Origin of the sequence: Sporolactobacillus shoreae (assembly GCF_004684935.1) — a bacterium.
In the GTDB taxonomy this organism is placed as follows: Bacteria; Bacillota; Bacilli; order Bacillales; family Sporolactobacillaceae; genus Sporolactobacillus; species Sporolactobacillus shoreae.
In genome coordinates, this window is record NZ_SRJD01000012.1 from 49636 (window position 1) to 68581 (window position 18946).

Consider the following 18946-nt stretch of genomic DNA (forward strand, 5'->3'; position numbering starts at 1 on the left):
AACCTCAAATTAATTTTTTCAGGACTTGATTGCGTGTTTCTGTTCATAAGCGGTAATTTCTTCTTCATAGCCCATAGTCACTGCAATATCGTCCATGCCTTTAATCAGCATTTCCTTCCGATACGGATCGATGTCAAAGTGATCATGAATCCCGTTTCCGATTATTGTCTGCCGCTCCAGACTAATTGTTAAATGCAAGGATTTCTGCTGGCTGGCACTGATCAGTCTATCCACTTTATCCGCGTCAAGTGAAATAGTCAGAATACCGTTTTTCTGACAGTTGTTATAAAAAATATCTGCATAGCTTGGTGCAATGATTACTTTAAACCCATAATCCTGAAGGGCCCAAGGTGCATGTTCACGAGATGAACCGCAGCCGAAATTGTTTCTTGCCACAAGAATTGACGCGTTTGCATACTTAGGTTGATTCAAAATAAAGTCTGGATTTTCCCGTCCCTCGCTGTCAAATCGCCAATTATAGAAAAGGAACTGTCCAAAGCCGTGACGCTCGACCCTTTTAAGAAATTGTTTTGGTATTATCTGATCGGTATCAACGTTAATCCGGTCAATCGGGCAGACAAGCCCTTCAAATGTCTGAAATGGTTCCATCATTTTTCCTCCTCGTTTAATGGACTTTCACGATCTCACGTACATCGGCAAAGTGCCCGCAGATAGCAGCGGCGGCGGCCATCGCCGGACTGACGAGATGTGTCCGTGATCCGGCCCCCTGACGACCTTCAAAATTGCGGTTCGATGTCGATGCACAACGTTTCCCGTCCGGAACCACATCATCATTCATTGCCAGACACATGCTGCAGCCTGGCTGGCGCCATTCGAACCCCGCATCAATAAACACTTTGTCCACGCCTTCCTCCTCAGCCTGTTTTTTGATCTGCTGGGAACCGGGAACGATCAGCGCACGAACGCCTTTATGGACATGATGCCCGCGGACAACCTGCGCGGCCTGCTTAAGATCACTGAAGCGTGAATTCGTGCACGACCCGATGAAAACCACGTCAATCGGAATATCACGAATCGGTGTCCCTGGTTTCAGATCCATATACGTTTCTGCCCTTTCAATAGCCTGCCGCTTTTCTTCAGAATCAAATGATTCAGGATCCGGAACGACATCGCCGATTGAAGCACCCATTGACGGGTTTGTCCCCCAGGTGACCTGCGGTTCGATTTCATCCGCATCGATTTCAATTGTCCGATCATATTCGGCACCTTCATCCGTGGCCAGTGCCAGCCACGCCTTGGCCGCTTTTTCAAAAGCCTCGCCCTTTGGTACAAACCGTCTGCCTTTCAGATAATCAACAGTGGTCTGGTCCGGACTGATCAGACCGGCACGCGCTCCGGCTTCAATCGACATATTACAAACGGTCATCCTCTCTTCCATCGACATGTTTCGAATGGCTTCTCCGGTATATTCAACAATATGGCCTGTCCCGACGGCAATACCAAATTTTGCGATAAGCGCCAGAATAAGATCCTTGGCGCCTACACCAAAACCTAATTTTCCGTTTACTTTAATCTGCATGGTTTTCGGCCGTTTCTGCCAGATCGTCTGAGTCGCCAGAACATGTTCCACTTCGCTCGTGCCAATCCCAAATGCCAGTGCACCGAAAGCGCCGTGTGTCGATGTATGACTGTCACCGCATACAACTGTTTTTCCCGGCTGCGTCAAACCCAGCTGCGGACCGATTACGTGGACAATTCCCTGCATGGGACTGTAGATGTCGGCAAGTTCAACACCGAAATCTTTGCAATTTTTTTCAAGAGTACGGATCTGAATTTTGGAAACCGGATCTTTTGTCTCACGATTCATTGTCGTCGGCACATCATGGTCAACCGTTGCAAACGTGCAATCCGGGCGCCTGACCGATCGATGATTCATCCTCAATCCCTCAAATGCCTGAGGTGAGGTCACTTCATGAACGAGATGCAGATCAATATAAAGTAAATCCGGTTTTCCTTCTTCCCGGTGCACAACGTGATTTTCCCATAGCTTATCAGCAATTGTTCTTGGCTTCATCGTATTTCCCCCTCGATTTCTTTACTTATTAGACTACAGAAACTGTTTTATTTATTTTCTTAACTTAAGCATTCAATGGACATGGGCCGTTTGTTCTGCAATAGCGGAGATAACCTGATCGGTCATTTCTACAGTGTTTACCAGTGTGGCATGCTCCGAACTGACTTTCAAATCTGGGGTGTGATATCCCTGCTTAAGTACGTTTTGAACCGCCGTTTCGATTAGCGCAGCCTCAAGATCCATATCCAGCGAGTATCGCAGCAGGAAAGCAGCCGATAAAATGGTGGCAAGCGGATTGGCTTTCCCCTGTCCGACAATATCCGGTGCCGACCCATGGACCGGTTCATACAGGCCTAATTTATCAGTCCGAAGACTGGCTGACGGCAGCATGCCAAGTGAACCGGTAATAACAGAGGCCTCATCACTTAAAATATCCCCAAACATATTCTCGGTTACGATGACATCAAACTGCCCCGGATTGATGATCAACTGCATCGCCGTTGAATCGACTAATGCATGATTGACTTCCACGTTGGGATATTGGCTTGCCACTTTATTGACAACTTCCCGCCACATCCGGCTCGATTCCAGCACATTGGCTTTGTCGACTGAAGTCAGCTTCTTTCTTCTTTTTTCCGCCATCTGGAAGGCTTTCTTTACAACACGCTCAATTTCGTGCTCGCTGTAGGCCAATGTGTCGACGACCTGTTCCTTATGCTCCCCACGGCGCTCACTCGGTTTGCCAAAGTAAAGCCCGCCAGTCAGTTCACGGACTATGACAAAGTCAACAGGTTCTACATAAAAACTTTTTAATGGCGATGCGTCGATCAGCGATGCGAAAGCTTTTGCCGGTCGTATGTTGGCGAACAGTCCCAGTGCTTTGCGGATACCAAGCAAGCCCTGTTCCGGCCGTACATTAGTTGATTGGCGGTCCCATTTCGGACCGCCGACCGCGCCAAGCAGAATCGCGTCACTTGCCTGACATTGATCAACTGTTTTCTGCGGCAGCGGTATTCCCTCTGCATCAATCGCCGCCCCGCCGATCCGTTCTTCAACAAAACGTACATCATGATGAAAAGTTTTAAAGAGATAGTCCAGCACTCGGACTGCTGAATCCGTGACTTCCGGGCCGATACCGTCGCCCGGAAGCACTGTTATGGTTTTTGTCATCGTTCTGCTCCCTTTCCCAGGTCAAATAGACATTTTTTCTTTCCTAAAAAAAGAAATAAGATCATCATCTGAAATGGTTTTCTGACTGTCCGCCATTTTTTTGAAGGCTTGAAAATAGGTGTTTACGGCGTCATCAGGAATGTGAATTCCTAATTCTGATGCCTTTTCCACCAGTGCGTGCCGGCCAGAATGTTTTCCCAGAACGAGTCGGGTTTGGTCCAGTCCGATCATCGACGGGGACATGATTTCATAGGTTCTCGGATTCTTCAGTACACCATCCTGATGAATCCCGGCTTCATGGGCGAACGCGTTAGCACCGACAATCGCTTTATTAGCTTGAATCGGGCTATGCATCAGCTGGCTGACCATGTCGCTCGTCCGTTTGATTTCCTTCAGGTTCAACCGCGTCGCAGCATGGAACACATCTTTCCGGACATGCAGTGCAACACCCGCTTCTTCCAGAGCCACATTGCCTGCCCGTTCACCGACCCCGTTGACTGTGCATTCAATCTGTCGCACTCCGGCTTCAACCGAGGCCAGTGTATTTGCTGTGGCCATGCCGAGATCGTTATGACAGTGGCAAGAGAAGCACACTCGGTCGCTGTCTGAAACGTGGTCCCTAATGTAGCGGAACATATCTCCGTATTCCTTGGGTGTCGCATAGCCGACCGTATCCGGAAGGTTGATGACGGTTGCTCCGGCCTTGATCGCTGCCTCCACAACTTTTATCAAAAAGGCCATATCGCTTCGGGAAGCATCTTCGGCCGAAAATTCAACCTGCGGGAAGAATCGCTTCGCATATTTCACAGACTGGACAGCCATTTCAAGGACTTCTTCCGGTTTCTTTTTCAGCTTACAGGCCATATGAATCGGCGATGTTGCAATAAACACATGCACTCTCGGGTTTTCGGTTCCCTTCAGTGCTTCCCAGCATGCATCAATATCATTTTTCATGCACCTGGCCAGACCGGTCACTGTGCTATCCTTTATCTCATTTGCAATGTCGCGCACAGCTTTAAAATCATCCGGTGACGAAGCAGGGAATCCTGCTTCAATTACATCGACACCGAGCTGTTCCAATTGCTTGGCTATCCTCATCTTTTCTTCATCGTTCAGACTGCATCCTGGTGATTGTTCACCGTCACGCAGCGTTGTGTCGTAAATTTCAATCCTTTCCATTTCCCCACTCCTCTCTTCGTTTTGTGTCCTCATGCGAGTCTCTCTATCTTTTTTATACAAAAAACTTTGTTAAACTTGACTGTTGTTTTTCGCTTCAGGCGCTCGCTTTCCGCTCCAATCAACGAAGGGCAAAAACAACATTAAAATTAAACATAGTCATACAAAAAAAGCCTTCTCACCCCATAACCAATCCTAAGATCGGTCATGCAGGGGCGAAAAGGCTTCTTTTCACGGTACCACCCAACTTCTGATACTTCTTGCGAAATATCAGCTCAACGGCATCCTCATCAGATTAATCAGATGAGTGATGTCTTTTTTTTAACAAGTGTCTGGAGCACTCGGCCGGTCCTACTTTATTCAGACAGGCACTCCGAGGTGAGTTCGTCATTGGGTATGCTGCCGGGCTTTCACCTTGCACCGGCTCTCTGAAAGCAATTCACCAATGGCTTTTTCCTCGTCATGGATTTTTTTTATGATCCTGATTTTTGGTTTTGCTCAACGAAACAGGTTTGTGCACTACATATTACACGTTTGAATGAATTTGTCAAACATTTTTGGAAATTTGATCCCATGCTCATCATATTTTTTTACGATCTGATGGCAATTGAGAGCCGATCACCATGCTGTTCAACAATGACTCCATCCCCATAAAAAGCCGTCATGTTTTCCGGAGTCATAATCCGACTAGTCAATCCGGATTGATAGACTGTGCCTGCCTTCAGTAGCAGTGTGTGATCGAAGCATGGCAGAATTTCGCCGACGTGATGAGTAACAAAGATCATCGTTGGCGCGTCCGATGAGAAAGCCAGCTGCTGTACCATCGACAGAAGACGCTCTCTGGCAAAAATGTCAAGACCATTGCACGGCTCATCCAGAATCAGTAATTCAGGTGATGCCATCAGGGCACGTGCAATCAGTACGCGCTGTTTTTCTCCCTCAGAAAGTGTTCCAAACGGCCTGTCGGAAAAGGAACTGCAGTGCAGGAGCGCCAGTAATTCTTTTGCCTTGCTTCGATCATCGTCTGTCAGCGCATCATATAAACCAATGGACGCGAATTTTCCGCTCAGCACAATGGATTCTGGATTCTCCTGTGGTCTCAGTCTGCCTGCAAGAGCCGAACTGACCCAGCCGATTTGTTTGCGCAGCTCGCGAAGATCGACTTTCCCGAACGGCTGGTCAAGCACCGAAAGTGTTCCACTTGTCGGCCAGATATAACCGTTAATCATCTTCAACAGAGTCGTTTTCCCTGAACCGTTGAGACCGACAAGCGACCAATGCTCCCCTTTTCGAACTTGCCAGGTCACATCCTTGAGCACTTCTTTGTTTTCTCTCCTCCAGCTTATGCGGCTGGCATCTATAATCATTCTGCACATGCCTCCTTGTATCCTGGTGTCAAAGCAGGTGATCAGGTACCAGCTTTGTTGCCTGGCACGCAGAAGCCAATCGCTTCAGCATGGGAAGCTTTTCCGGATCCGCATTCCCTCCGCTAACAATCATGCCAACATGCCTGCCTTGAACCGGAACGCGGCCGAAGAGTGCCGCCGCGAATGCTGCGGCTCCGGCACCTTCAACAAAAAATTTGCTGCGCTCAAGCATTAAGAGCATCGCATCTGCGATCTCCTGATCTGAAACGGTCACGAGATCATCCAGATAGTGAGCAATGATCGGAAGGGTTTTCTGACCTGCCTTTTTAACAAGAATGCCCTCTGCGATACCGCTCATGTGAACTTGTTCCTTATGACTGAGGTGATGATAGTGATTGTACATAGCCGGCGCGTGATCAGATTGCACCCCAATCACACGTATACTAGGTTTGACATTTTTTAAATACGTGGCTACTCCCGCCGCGAGTCCGCCTCCGCCAATCGGCACGAGAACAGTCTCCAGCTGTGGGCACTGCTGCAGCATCTCAAACGCGACGGTCCCCTGTCCGGCCATCACCTGATAGTCATCAAAGGCATGAACAAATGTGGCGCCGCTCGTTTCCTGTTCATGAACAGCTGCTTCATATGACTCCTGATAGGATTCTCCCGTCAAAATGACTTCGGCACCATAGTCTGTTGTCGCCTGCACTTTGGTTTTCGGTGTACTTTCCGGCATGTATATTCGGGCCCTTATCCGTTTTTTGGAGGCGGACAAGGCGACACCCTGGGCATGATTACCTGCCGAAGCCGTCACAATTCCTTTGGTATCCTGTTCAGCAGATAAATAAAAAACCTTATTGAAAGCTCCACGCAATTTGAACGACCCGGTACGCTGTAGATTTTCGAGTTTGAAATGCAGATGCGCCCCAGTTAACCTATCGAACGTTGCCGACTCTGCTATCGGTGTCCGGTGAACGATCGTCGTCAGGCATTGCATCGCTTCCAGTACATCGGCTAGTTGCAAGGAATCCCCAATGTCTTCACACTCCCATATGTTCAAAAAGTGCAGCGTAACGTTTCGTTGCACTTTCGAACTCATTTTAATAAAACGTTTTTAAAATCCTCTTGTGTGACAAATTCCGCACAATTTTAAACTCTGATGTTCAAGATCACGCTGTTTTCAATTATTGAGCAACATTGGCCGTGATGTCTTCGCTGTCTTTCTTGCCTTCTTTGACAAACGGCATCAGCTTGCGCAGTTCTCTGCCGACTTTTTCAAGCTGGGAGTTGCTTTCTTTTTCCATGAGTGCGTTGAACATCGGTCTGCCGACTTTATTTTCAAGCAGCCATCCTTTGGCGAATTCACCGGATTGAATTTTATCCAGCACTTTTTTCATACGGGCTTTTGTATCAGCATTGATGACATACGGGCCTTCTGTGAAATCACCCCATTTCGACGTATCGGAGCATGAATAGCGCATACCGGTCAGTCCGTTTTCATACATCAGGTCGGTGAGCATTTTCATTTCATGGAACGTTTCAAAATAAGCATTTTCCGGTTGATAGCCTGCCTCGACCAATGTTTCAAACCCTGCCTGGATCAGGTGTGTCAGACCGCCCATCAGAACCGCTTGTTCGCCGAACAGGTCGGTTTCTGTCTCTTCCTTGAACGTTGTGACCAGAACACCGCCGCGTGCTGCCCCAAGTCCTTTGGCCCAAGCAAAAGCAAGTTTCTCAGCGTTTCCGGTTGCATTCTGCTGCACGGCAACAAAAGCCGGGACACCGCCGCCTTCAAGATAAGTGCGTCGACAGAAGTGGCCCGGACCTTTCGGTGCAACCATGAAGACGTCAACGAAATCCGGCGGAACGATTTGTTTGAAGTGGATGTTGAAGCCGTGTGAGAAAGCAACCGCATTGCCTGGATTGAGTCCTTGTTCAATTTCCTTGTAATAGACCTCCGGCTGTCTTTCATCCGGGAGCAGAATCATGACGATATCCGCATCTGCAGCGGCTTCTTTAACGGACTTAACTTCAAAACCGTCACGGACCGCTTTGTCCCATGACTTGCCGGACCTGACGCCGATTTCTACCGAAAATCCGCTGTCGCGTAAATTCTGAGCCTGAGAATGTCCTTGCGAACCGTAGCCGATGATCGCTATTTTCTTGCCCCGAAGTACGCTGTCGTCAATATCTTTGTCGTAAAAGATCGTTGCTGTCATTTTGTATATCCCCTTTGTCTATTTGTTTGGTACATAATACCCATTAACCTTCATGTTTTCGTATATTCTTAATCTAATCTCTGATCTATTGTTTCAATGCTTTGTTAAGTCATATCAGCCACCGAAATGACATCAACTAACTTATCAATCTGTTTAACTAGCTGCTCAGTCTGGTGCGCCTCCTCAACATTAATGAGCATGCTTATGTCGGAAGTTCCTTCTTTTGTCCCGAGTTTTTGCATCGTCAAACAGTCTATATCCAAGTTCCATCGGGACATGAGAGTCGCTATACGCCCAAGCACACTCGGATTGCTGGAAACAATCGCAATAATCGTCCGTTTCATGACTTCACACCCCTATCATCTCTTTTAGTCCTTTTCCTGGAGCAACCATTGGAAAAACATTTTCCATTTGTTTGACGCGACAATCAATCAACACAGGATCAGGGTTTTTTACGGCAGATTCCAGAACACTGTCGATCTGGTCTCGTTCAGTGATTCGCCAACCGGTGACACCATAACTTTCAGCGAGTCTGACAAAGTCTGGTTGAAAGGACGGAATGGAGTGAGCGTATCTTTTTTCATAAAAAGCTTCCTGCCACTGACGTACCATGCCTAAAGCATTATTGTTTAAAATAATGATTTTGATCGGCAGGTGTAATTCAGTGACTACAGCCAGCTCTTCAAGGGTCATCTGAAAACCGCCATCACCGACGATTGCCACGACCGTTTTTTCTGGCTCAGCAATCTGCGCGCCAATCGCTGCGGGAAAACCAAATCCCATCGTGCCAAGGCCCCCAGAGCTTACCCAATGGTACGGGTGCTCGAACTGATAATGCTGGGCTGTCCACATCTGATGCTGGCCAACGTCCGTTGTGACAATGGCGTCCGATCCGGCATAATGGCGGATACGTTCAATAACGTATTGTGGCGGAATGGTTGAGTCTTCCGGACGATTTTCATAATGAAGCGGATGCTGCTGTGCATAAGTGTGCAAATGTCTCAGCCATTCTTGTCTCTCTTTACAGGATCCCGTTGTTCTTTCAAGCTGCTCAAGGACAACACCCGCGTCACCCATCACCGGATATTTTGTCGGAACATTTTTCCCGATCTCGGCAGGATCAATATCCACATGTGCAATCTCAGCTTCCGTTGCAAACTTTGAGAGGTTGCACGTCAACCGGTCATCAAAACGAGAACCAATGTTAATTAGTAAGTCGCATTCCGAAAGGGCCATATTGGCAGCATATGTGCCATGCATTCCACCCATACCCAGAAACAGAGGATGAGACGTTGGAAAACTCCCCAGTCCAAGAAGTGTGTTGACCACAGGAAGTTGATGATTCTGTGCAAATAATCGCAGTCGGTCGCATGCTTTCGCATGAAGGACACCAGCTCCGGCAAGCAGAACCGGCCGCCTTGCTCTTTCAATAGCTCCAGCCAATCGATGAATCTGTTTTTCATTGGCTGGCCCGGGAACATGATAGCCCGGTAAGTGTATTTCGACCTTTTCCGATCTCCACTCGATTTGTTCAGCACTCACATCTTTCGGCAGATCAACAAGAACCGGTCCCGGACGTCCTGATGTTGCAATATAGAAAGCTTCTTTCACAATCCGAGACAAATCACGCAGATCCCTCACTTGAAAATTATGCTTGGTTGCCGGTGCGGTAATACCAATCACATCTGCCTCTTGAAAAGCATCTGTGTTAATTACGGGTCTGGCCACCTGACCTGTAAAAACCACGATTGGCAACGAATCAATGCACGCATCCATCAGTCCGGTGACAATGTTGGTCGCACCCGGTCCGCTCGTGGCAATCACGACACCCGGTTTCCCGGACACTCGTGAATAACCTTCTGCAGCATGAATTGCACCTTGTTCATGTCGCGCTAGGACATGCCTGACTTTTTTCCTGTAGAGGGCATCATAAATGGGCAATACAGCCCCACCTGGATAACCGAAAATAACTTCGGTGCCTTCGCGAAGAATCGATTGAACAAGGACGTCGGCACCGGTACCCCATGTGAATTTGGGTTCATCCTCCGTTTTCGTTGTCAGTGTCACACCACTTATCCTCCTTTCCCTCATATCGAGGCAAGCAAGTATGGAGCCCGAGCTTGGAACCTTAACTAAATTTTCGATCCGCCTGGGGAAAGTTGATTTCAAGCCGGTAACCCGGTACTTACTGCCATTCATCTCCCAAACATCTTAGCAATCTTTATCCGTAGATGACCCAATTTCTGATACGAAAGCGATTGCTTTTTTGAGGGAGTGACCCAAATATTAATACTCTTGAAAAATTCAGTCAACTCTTATTTTTCATTTTTTTAAAATTTCCCACTTGATAAATTTGGGCACTTATGAAGAAATTCGAAAGCGGAAATAAAAAAATATTTTTGATTTGCTGCTCTCAATGGCTTGATGACCTGATCATCCAGTTTAACGGGATCACGTTTTTCCCGCGTTGAATTTATCGCATCGCACACTCCTGAGCCTTCATTTTACTCGAAAGCCACTGTACAGATTCATTCTTGGATCAGCAGCAGAATCACTTTTCCCCATTCTATGATTTTTCAAAAAAATATATCTTATCTGTAAAATTGTATTGACTTTCTTATAGGCTGGTGCTATGTTTGATCATACCAAATTTGATCTATACAAGGAGTTCATTACCATGCTGTTCTCATTCGATAATCGAGTCTTGAATATCTTGATTATTAACTAGGGCCTTGGCAGTCGCTGAAAAACTTAACGATTGTCCGGGTCCTCATTGACATCGAATGGGAACCGGGCAAAAGCTCCCATTCATGGCTATGAATGGGAGCTTTTTCTATAATCAAACAACACAAGATGAAAGGATGAAGAAAAATTGAGAAGTGACGAAATTAAGAAGGGTGTGGACAGAGCACCGGCTCGAAGCCTGCTGCGAGCAACCGGCGTTGTGAAAAATGAAGAGGATATGCACAAACCGTTTATTGCAGTCTGTAATTCATATGTGGATATAGTTCCGGGCCACGTCCATTTGAGAGAACTGGCTGATGTCGCTAAAAAGGCGATCCGTGAAGCTGGCGGCGTGCCTTTTGAGTTCAATACGATTGGCGTTGACGACGGTATTGCTATGGGTCATATCGGTATGCGCTATTCTCTGCCAAGCCGTGAACTGATCGCCGATTCCGCCGAAACAATGATCAATGCGCACTGGTTTGACGGCGTTTTCTACATTCCTAATTGTGATAAGATCACTCCAGGCATGCTGCTCGCCGCTGTGAGGACCAATGTTCCCGCCATCTTCTGTTCGGGTGGTCCGATGAAAGCCGGTCTTTCCGCACAGGGTAAGGCTCTGACCCTGTCCTCCGTGTTTGAAGGCGTTGGCGCTTTTAAAGAGGGACGGATCACGAAAGAAGAATTTCTGAACATTGAAGCTTCAGCCTGTCCGACCTGCGGATCCTGTGCCGGTATGTTCACTGCCAATTCAATGAACAGCCTAATGGAAGTGCTTGGGGTCGCGCTTCCTGGAAACGGCACCGCTCTTGCTGTTTCCGAAGAGAGGCGTGAGTTGATCCGCGAGTCGGCCTCCAAACTGATGGATTTAGTGAAAAACAACGTCAGGCCGCGTGACATTATCACCCCTGAAGCTGTTGACGATGCTTTTGCTCTTGATATGGCGATGGGCGGCTCAACCAATACGGTTCTGCACATGCTGGCCGTTGCGTCCGAAGCGGGCATTGACTATGATTTGAACCGTATCAACAAGGTTGCTGAAAAAGTACCTTATCTCGCAAAAATTGCCCCGAGTTCAGCATTCTCCATGCAGGATGTTCACGAAGCCGGCGGTATTTCCGCAATCATCAAAACCCTCATCGATATGGGTGGCATTGTTCATCCAAACCGGATCACCGTTACCGGACGGACACTTCGTGAAAATGTTGCAGACGCCCAAGTCAAGAATTCTAAAGTCATTCATCCATTAGAAGAAGCCTACAGCAAAACAGGTGGATTATCTGTTTTGTTCGGCAATCTTGCGCCAAAGGGTGCCGTTATTAAGGTCGGTGGTGTGGATCCGTCGATTAAAATTTTTACTGGAAAAGCGATTTGCTTTAACTCACATGATGAAGCAGTTGAAGCCATCGATAATCACACCGTCCGAAAAGGCCATGTCGTTGTTATTCGTTACGAAGGCCCGAAAGGCGGTCCGGGTATGCCGGAAATGCTGGCGCCGACCTCATCAATTGTCGGTCGGGGACTGGGAAAGGATGTCGCTCTGATCACAGACGGCCGTTTCTCAGGTGCTTCACGCGGCATTTCTGTTGGCCACATTTCTCCGGAAGCCGCATCAGGTGGTCCGATTGCTCTTGTTAAAGACGGTGATACGATCACGATTGATCTAACCCATCGGACGATCCACCTTGCCGTGTCAGACCATGAACTGTCTGAACGTCAGAAACAGCTCAAACCTTTTGTTCCGAAAGTCAAAACCGGCTATCTGGCCCGCTACGCCGCACTGGTTACCTCTGCCCACACTGGTGGTGTCATGAGGCTTCCGGAAGCATGGACGAATGAATCAGAAAAAACGGATTTGGCAACACCATTAACTGAGTGAAGATATTTGAAGATCATGAGGGACGGGGTGCTTCCATATGCCTGACATCCATCTTGTTTCTCAGATACTCAAATTTCATCAATATAGATAAATAAAGGGATATACAAAAACAGAAGGGATTGAAGACATTGAAAGTGATCGTATCAATGGGAAAATTTTTGGGGAAATACTTTGCCTTGTTTGTTTTGGCTGCCGCAGCCATCAGTTATTTTCAACCAAGTTTAATTACCTGGGTACTGCCTTACGTTTCTTATTTATTGGGCGTTGTCATGTTTGGCATGGGGATGACTTTAAAGCGATCCGATTTCGCCGAAGTATTTAAGCGGCCGAAAGATGTTATTGTTGGCGTTTGCGCTCATTATCTGATCATGCCGCTTGTCGCTTACGTGCTGTGCCTCGTGTTCCATCTTCCGAGCGCCGTTGCTGTTGGCGTCATCCTCGTTGGCTGTTGCCCCAGCGGAACATCTTCCAATGTCATGTGCTATCTGGCAAAAGGCGATGTGGCTCTGGGTGTATCGATTGGTGCCGTCTCCACGCTCATCGCTCCGGTCATGCTGCCCTTCATACTCTGGCTGCTTGCCAGACGCTGGGTGAAAATTCCGACAGGATCACTATTTGTCAGTGTTGTTGAGATCGTGATCATCCCAATTGTTCTTGGCGTGCTTGTCAACACATTGTTTGGTAAGAAAGTGGAAAAAGCCACCGAAGCGCTTCCGCTTGTGTCGACGGTATCAATTATCATGATCGCCGGTGGCGTCGTAGCAGCAAATAGTGCGACATTATTCACTGCCAGCACATTGATCCTGATTCCTGTGGTCATCCTGCACAACCTGCTTGGCTATACCTTGGGCTTCTTCTTCAGCCGGCTGCTCGGCATGGATCACCAGAAGAGCCGTGCCATCACATTCGAAGTCGGTATGCAGAATTCGGGGCTGGGTGTCACCTTAGCGATGGCTTTCTTCTCACCGATTGCAGCTGTGCCGGGAACATTATTCAGCATCTGGCATAATATGTCCGGTTCCGTTCTGGCCTCTTACTGGGAAGGAAAAGACAAGAAAGCAGATGCAAAATCGGCAGTTAAAACTGCGGCAAACGTCGTAAGCTGAATTGGGTTTATGATGATAGAACTTTTCACATTTTACAGCTCTAGCTCTTCTTTGAATTTATATTCATCAATACTCACAGGTGCACCAGACGAAATGTCTGTTGCACCTTTTTTTGCATTCTTCATCATTTGTGTTACTGGATTACATTAAAAAATACCGTCACATGGAATAAATTCTTTACTTGAAAAAAAGTTGTTTACGGGACAAAAGTGTCCCTTATTGTGGACAGATGAGGGTGCACAGTAGGGTCGACCGGTACAACATCTTGCCTAAATTGAGTTTCTTACTTTGCTTTTACTATACTCAACAAGAGTCCCGAAAATCGTTGATTCATTTCTTCTTGACGCAGTGTCATGTAACTATGACGCCCATCACGTCTTATATGTATAAGGCCGCACTCCCTTAATGTACGGTAATGATGAGATAAATTACTCTTTTTTCCTAAGTCCTCAAATACAGCACAGCTTTGCTCTCCTGACTTATATAGGCGCTTAACAATAGTTAAGCGAATAGGGTCACTCAGAGCATATAAAATTTGTTCAACTTTAATGCCATCTAGATCGGGGTGAAAAAACTCACGCATTGAATTATCTCCTGAATTACTTGATATTTGCATTCTACACAATTAGCTTCTATAATTCAATTGTTTAATAATTACTAAATAATTGAAGGGATGATTTAAAATGAATTCACTTGATACCTATTTCAAGTTATCTGACACCGCCGGTAGCAATAGTGATGACTTTAATAGTCTGATTGCTTTGTTTGATCCAAATGGGACTATTGAACCTGCAAGTGGTTCTTCATTTACTGGACGTGAAGAAATCACTAAATTCTTCCATAAATTTTTCGATAAAAATGTAAAATTAAGACATATTTGGATCACAAAGAAACAAGAAGATGGCTACAAAACAACGTGGGCAGTTGCTGCGTTGGGAACGGATGGTCACGTGTTTAGCTTAGAGGGAAATGATTATGCCAAATTGAATAAGGATGGTCTCATTTCTCACCTAAAAGTGGTTATTAAAAGTAATTAATTTGGGTCGGAAAAATATATACTATTCAACCTAGGGTACTAGATGGCATCCCTCTATTATCATTAACTATTTTCACTTATTCTCTCTTCATCCCTCCCTTATTCCGCAGTAGTCGTCAACCGCGCAACAGACTTTTTCTTACAGTTAGTTATAGAATAGAAAAGGACATTTTTGTCATAAAATCTCAGACTGAATTGTGGAGCAGTTGTGTGAGTAAATAACTATTTTTTGCATGGCTACTTAATTCAACGGAAGAATGCTGTTTGTGCCGAGACGATTTCACTTTTTCCTTACAGCAAATGTAATAGCCTTTGTCTTCAACAAAACCGGCCTTCCTTGTCTCCTAATCTCAAAAGTCAATGGTTTTATGACCACCATTAATTCCTCCCAGTTTCTGTAAATCTTTCTGAGTATCGCCATCATTTGATTCGTTGGCAGATTCACTTCCATCAATGCTTCTTTCTCATCACCTGTATTCTCATCAACCTCGTCTACTTCTGAATTCACGATGATGCAGTTTATTCCGTCTTTCTTCGTTCCATGTGCCATACTGCACAGAACATTTTCAAAAGTTTCCAGAGAGAGTTCACATGCTCCAAAGCGGAGACGGCAACAATATAATCATACTCGTTCGCAGAAATAGTAAAATCTGAAATATCCATTCTATAGGGGAAAATCTTGTCACTCACTTGATATTGTTTACTATACTGCATGAGTCCCTCAATAGCTGAATCAAGCAAATCGACACAGACTACTTTTCCACCACGATCACCCAGTCTCTGTGCAATAGGAATGCTGTTCCTTCCTACGCCGCAGCCGAGGTCAAGTACTGACATATTCTCAAAGTCATCAAAATGAGCCATTAAATTCATAACCATCTTCACCGGTTTATTTAACCAAGATCCCGGTTCAAATAATTTAAAATTACTGTAGCAGAGATCATGGTACTCTTTCTCTTCATCTCTAATGTGCTGAATCCGATCTTTGTCATGTTTCATGATTTCCTCCGTTTATTTACTTCAAAAGCCCTATTTCAATTTTTTCTGCATGCTCACAACCTCAATATTTATTCCACCTGATTTATGGACGGTTTCGTGATCAAAAATATGAAATCCGATCGATTGATAGAGTTTTATATTTCTCTCAACATTTTTACGTACCCGGCAAACCGCCTTGTTCTTTCCATTTTCTCTGGCGAACTCTTCCAAATTATTTAATATGATCTTTGCTATCCCATGCCCCTGCTTCTCAGGAATGACCGACAACCGGTAAAAATAAACAGCGTCGCTCCTCAGAATAAAACGAACCATACCCACGGGTAACGTTTCATGAAAAGCGATGATCGCCTGTTCTCTTTCTTCCATGGCCTTCCGAATCGATGCGACCGTTTCCTCTTAGGCACTGGATGGTGCAGATGAATTCTGATATTCCGCAAATGCTCGAATCATTAACTGATGAATCAGTGCTGCGTCAGAAGCTGAAGCTATTCGGCAATCAATCATGATGATCCCCTTTCTATTTTAAATAGGTATGTCACTTCAAAACAACGTCAGTATTCCTCTGTTCTATATCCGCTTGAGCCATACTATTAAAAAACAGATTGCATAAGGAACTGCAATGAACGCGCCAAAGAGAATCAAAGACACTCTGAGTCCAAATTGATCATAAAAAAGCCCTGATAAGTAGGCACCGACGCCTCCGCCAATGACAGCAAGCAATGTCCATGCAGAAAATACTCTGCCCAAATAATTATTCTCAACCGTTTTTTGAATGTGGATCTGGGCCATAGTGACTGTGACGTTTGAAAAAACGCCGACAAAAAATGTAATCAGCAGACTCACCCATAAATAGTCAAGCAACCCCATTAAAATAAACAACAGACCTAACACCATTGTAGACACTGCATAGAACCGGCGTCGATTCATTAAATGTTTCCATTTGTGTATTTGAGTGGACCCGACGATTCCACCAAGAGCAAATAGCGATAAATAAATCCCTATACCGCCAATGGTCCCGATGCCCCATTTCATCTCACTGATACCTAATACCAGAACTTCAAAGGTTTTCCCGGTTAAAGCAATTGGAATCAGCAAAATGATAAGAAATAATAAAGGCTTATTTTCTTTGACATAATTCATCCCGTTAAACATATCACGGTAAAAATGAATTTTCTTGGACTCTGGGTTTGTTCTTTTCCCGAAATATACGCCACACATAAAAATAAAACTGATGAAAAATGAAACACCATCCGCAATAAATAAAATGTCTGTTTTCCCGTTAAAAATAAAATAAATGATACTCGCCACTACAGGGCCAATGATTACCGCCGTTTGTCCAAGAACTGCAGCGAATGATCCGGATATCTCCAGATCCGTATTTTGAGAGACATCCTTGAAAGATGCGTTTAATGCAGGACTGGAAAACCGATTCACTGATTGAGAGGCGAATGCCAGAAGTGGTAACAGCCAATAGTGATTTCCTTGTGTGATAAAGATATAGCTGATTGACAGAATTCCGCTGATGAAATCTGTAACAAGAATGATAGTTTTCCGGTTTGTCCGATCCGTCAGTACGCCGCCTACCGGGATTAGCAACAGACTGGCAACACCTCTGACAATCCATAATGCGCCGACTCCTGCCAAGCTATCGGTGAGTAAATACGCTGCAATGGATTGTGCAAAAAGCAGAAAATTATCACCCAAGCTCGAAATAAACCGCCCAGTAAAATATAAAACTAAATTTCTATCTTTCAGTATTGTCCCTATCAATTGGTGTTCCCCTCCCAAAGAATAAAAACAATCAATCGATCTGCAGCATATTAAATCTCCGGTACATAAACAAGGTGGAATTTTTCACAGACAACATGCATGCCGGGATCAAATGCCATGCCTTTCTCTTCCAACTCTCTGGAGAAGAATGCCTCATGTACGTCACGCCAATAAGACAGCGAGCGATCCCCCTCCCCTTCGCACCAGGCCTGTTCAGCTGACACTTGATCAAACGGAACGATATCAACCCTGGTTGTTTCAATGACACACAGTGCTTGTCCGCTTCCACCGAGGATCACACTGTATTCCCCTTGCTTGGGCAAAATATCTCCATCCATTTCGTAGAGTTTATAACAAGATGCCGTCGCCGTTTTGATACCATCCACAACTAACTTCCCAAGACGGTCAGCCATTTCCGGGGTATCACCGAACGACCACGCATCATAGTGTGGCGGAGGATTTGATCGTGTCTTACAGAATTGCATCCAGCATGCTTCCGCAGTCATAGGTTGATTCATCATTTTCACCTCGTCTTAAACCGTATTTTAGCAAATTCCGTTCGCATCCTTCGGTAATGTCTTGATATGCCTGATAAATGCAAAGCTTCTTTCAGCTTCGTCTGAATTATATTCATACTCAAAGACATGTCCAACCTTAGGAGCGAACTCCGCGAACAATTCACCGGTTAATAACAACGCATGCCAGCAGGTATCATAATCACCCAAATCATAGGTTTTCATCAGTTTTGTCCATGTATCTGAATCCAAATATTCTTTTAAAAGCTTGTCCGCTTTTCCCATGCTTACTTTAAAATCTGTTTTGATACCCGCATGCCAGCGTAGCATCGTTACTAATTCCGGCCGCACCCAGCTATTCAGCACATCAATCATGTAGAGAATCTCCTGCCTCCAGAGCCCCTTTGCGCAATAAGGCGCGACCCACCAAAAGTTATTGCAACAGCTGATATATTGGCCATATGTCGGCTTTTTCACCCAGTAATCTTTGTCAGAGGAGGGCGGAAGCTGTTGTAAGCAGTTGTCTTTATCAAGCAGAGGAACCGTCAGTTTATCTGAACCATATTCCGCTTTAAGTGCATCGATCGTCTGAAGATGCAAATCAATTCGATTTCCGTCCGTAAACTGCATCAGATACATGTAATTGTTTTTGAAATCAACATCTTTTCCTAGCATCTGGTCCAGTTTATCCGGTTCCTGAATAATAATGGGATCCCCAAAAATTCTGATCCATCCCTCATCATTGAGAAACGAAGCCGTTTCAGTAACCACATACACAATGTCATAATCCTGAAAAATATCTTTTTTGGCATTAGGATTGGCTCGGGAGCCATTCATATAAACGGCCCTGATCCGATGATCCCCCTTCGCAACTCCCAGTATGAGATCAAACATTTCCTGTTCCGTCCGCATCATAACACTCCCTTTTGAAAATCATACATCCCAGATAA

Annotated in this window: 16 protein-coding genes and 2 pseudogenes; 3 read left to right on the forward strand and 15 right to left on the reverse strand. The window is 45.6% G+C overall.

All coding sequences use genetic code 11. From position 1 onward, the window contains the following. Positions 1-18 precede the first annotated feature (18 nt). From leuD to ilvB, 9 genes and pseudogenes are all read right to left on the reverse strand, one after another. The gene (leuD, locus tag E4665_RS11080) at positions 19-609 is read right to left on the reverse strand and encodes a 3-isopropylmalate dehydratase small subunit (protein WP_135348860.1); all 591 of its coding nucleotides are present in this window, start codon (positions 607-609) and stop codon (positions 19-21) included. 16 nt (positions 610-625) lie between these two features. Then, positions 626-2035 (reverse strand): 3-isopropylmalate dehydratase large subunit, encoded by a 1410-nt coding sequence (gene leuC / locus E4665_RS11085; RefSeq protein ID WP_135348861.1) that lies wholly within the window; start codon positions 2033-2035, stop codon positions 626-628. Positions 2036-2107: 72 nt separating this feature from the next. Beyond that, a complete protein-coding gene (gene leuB, locus E4665_RS11090; RefSeq protein ID WP_135348862.1) occupies positions 2108-3205 on the reverse strand; it encodes a 3-isopropylmalate dehydrogenase in 1098 nt (365 codons plus the stop codon). Positions 3206-3238: 33 nt separating this feature from the next. Further along, a pseudogene (locus E4665_RS11095) lies at positions 3239-4384 on the reverse strand (2-isopropylmalate synthase); the annotation flags it as partial. Positions 4385-4971: 587 nt separating this feature from the next. Then, positions 4972-5748, reverse strand: coding sequence for an ABC transporter ATP-binding protein (locus tag E4665_RS11100; RefSeq protein WP_135348864.1), 777 nt, complete (start codon positions 5746-5748; stop codon positions 4972-4974). Positions 5749-5776: 28 nt separating this feature from the next. Next, the gene (gene ilvA / locus E4665_RS11105; RefSeq protein WP_135348922.1) at positions 5777-6745 is read right to left on the reverse strand and encodes a threonine ammonia-lyase; all 969 of its coding nucleotides are present in this window, start codon (positions 6743-6745) and stop codon (positions 5777-5779) included. 187 nt (positions 6746-6932) lie between these two features. Next, positions 6933-7967: a ketol-acid reductoisomerase gene (gene ilvC, locus E4665_RS11110; RefSeq protein WP_135348865.1), complete on the reverse strand. Its 1035-nt coding sequence runs from the start codon at positions 7965-7967 to the stop codon at positions 6933-6935. Between the two features lie 104 nt (positions 7968-8071). Continuing rightward, positions 8072-8311 (reverse strand): ACT domain-containing protein, encoded by a 240-nt coding sequence (locus tag E4665_RS11115; RefSeq protein ID WP_135348866.1) that lies wholly within the window; start codon positions 8309-8311, stop codon positions 8072-8074. A gap of 4 nt (positions 8312-8315) precedes the next feature. Continuing rightward, a complete protein-coding gene (gene ilvB / locus E4665_RS11120; RefSeq protein ID WP_241654817.1) occupies positions 8316-10034 on the reverse strand; it encodes a biosynthetic-type acetolactate synthase large subunit in 1719 nt (572 codons plus the stop codon). Between the two features lie 805 nt (positions 10035-10839). On the opposite strand from ilvB, the gene ilvD reads away from it, so the two are divergent. Then, complete coding sequence (ilvD, locus tag E4665_RS11125; protein ID WP_135348867.1) at positions 10840-12570, forward strand: dihydroxy-acid dehydratase; 1731 nt, start codon at positions 10840-10842, stop codon at positions 12568-12570. A gap of 128 nt (positions 12571-12698) precedes the next feature. Next, complete coding sequence (locus tag E4665_RS11130) at positions 12699-13676, forward strand: bile acid:sodium symporter family protein (RefSeq protein ID WP_135348868.1); 978 nt, start codon at positions 12699-12701, stop codon at positions 13674-13676. A 283-nt stretch (positions 13677-13959) separates the two neighbouring features. Here E4665_RS11130 and E4665_RS11135 read toward each other — a convergent pair whose 3' ends face one another. Next, entirely contained in the window at positions 13960-14259 is a 300-nt protein-coding gene (locus E4665_RS11135; RefSeq protein WP_135348869.1) for an ArsR/SmtB family transcription factor, read from the reverse strand. Positions 14260-14359: 100 nt separating this feature from the next. On the opposite strand from E4665_RS11135, the gene E4665_RS11140 reads away from it, so the two are divergent. Continuing rightward, a complete protein-coding gene (locus tag E4665_RS11140; protein WP_135348870.1) occupies positions 14360-14713 on the forward strand; it encodes a nuclear transport factor 2 family protein in 354 nt (117 codons plus the stop codon). Positions 14714-14992: 279 nt separating this feature from the next. Here E4665_RS11140 and E4665_RS11145 read toward each other — a convergent pair. The 5 genes and pseudogenes from E4665_RS11145 to E4665_RS11165 form a co-directional block, all read right to left on the reverse strand. Continuing rightward, positions 14993-15711, reverse strand: a pseudogene (locus tag E4665_RS11145) (SAM-dependent methyltransferase). Between the two features lie 30 nt (positions 15712-15741). After that, positions 15742-16089, reverse strand: a complete 348-nt coding sequence (locus tag E4665_RS11150; protein WP_338326007.1) for a GNAT family N-acetyltransferase — start codon at positions 16087-16089, stop codon at positions 15742-15744. 189 nt (positions 16090-16278) lie between these two features. After that, the gene (locus E4665_RS11155) at positions 16279-17481 is read right to left on the reverse strand and encodes an MFS transporter (protein ID WP_167815188.1); all 1203 of its coding nucleotides are present in this window, start codon (positions 17479-17481) and stop codon (positions 16279-16281) included. A 50-nt stretch (positions 17482-17531) separates the two neighbouring features. Continuing rightward, complete coding sequence (locus E4665_RS11160; protein WP_241654820.1) at positions 17532-17999, reverse strand: ASCH domain-containing protein; 468 nt, start codon at positions 17997-17999, stop codon at positions 17532-17534. 27 nt (positions 18000-18026) lie between these two features. Next, complete coding sequence (locus tag E4665_RS11165; RefSeq protein ID WP_135348872.1) at positions 18027-18908, reverse strand: aminoglycoside 6-adenylyltransferase; 882 nt, start codon at positions 18906-18908, stop codon at positions 18027-18029. Positions 18909-18946 lie beyond the last annotated feature (38 nt).

Coding starts and splice junctions, on each gene's coding strand:
- leuD (WP_135348860.1), bottom strand. CDS start 609: ATGGAACCATTTCAGACATTTGAAGGGCTTGTCTGCCCGATTGACCGG.
- leuC (WP_135348861.1), bottom strand. CDS start 2,035: ATGAAGCCAAGAACAATTGCTGATAAGCTATGGGAAAATCACGTTGTG.
- leuB (WP_135348862.1), bottom strand. CDS start 3,205: ATGACAAAAACCATAACAGTGCTTCCGGGCGACGGTATCGGCCCGGAA.
- E4665_RS11100 (WP_135348864.1), bottom strand. CDS start 5,748: ATGATTATAGATGCCAGCCGCATAAGCTGGAGGAGAGAAAACAAAGAA.
- ilvA (WP_135348922.1), bottom strand. CDS start 6,745: ATGCAATGCCTGACGACGATCGTTCACCGGACACCGATAGCAGAGTCG.
- ilvC (WP_135348865.1), bottom strand. CDS start 7,967: ATGACAGCAACGATCTTTTACGACAAAGATATTGACGACAGCGTACTT.
- E4665_RS11115 (WP_135348866.1), bottom strand. CDS start 8,311: ATGAAACGGACGATTATTGCGATTGTTTCCAGCAATCCGAGTGTGCTT.
- E4665_RS11135 (WP_135348869.1), bottom strand. CDS start 14,259: ATGCGTGAGTTTTTTCACCCCGATCTAGATGGCATTAAAGTTGAACAA.
- E4665_RS11140 (WP_135348870.1), top strand. CDS start 14,360: ATGAATTCACTTGATACCTATTTCAAGTTATCTGACACCGCCGGTAGC.
- E4665_RS11160 (WP_241654820.1), bottom strand. CDS start 17,999: ATGAATCAACCTATGACTGCGGAAGCATGCTGGATGCAATTCTGTAAG.
- E4665_RS11165 (WP_135348872.1), bottom strand. CDS start 18,908: ATGCGGACGGAACAGGAAATGTTTGATCTCATACTGGGAGTTGCGAAG.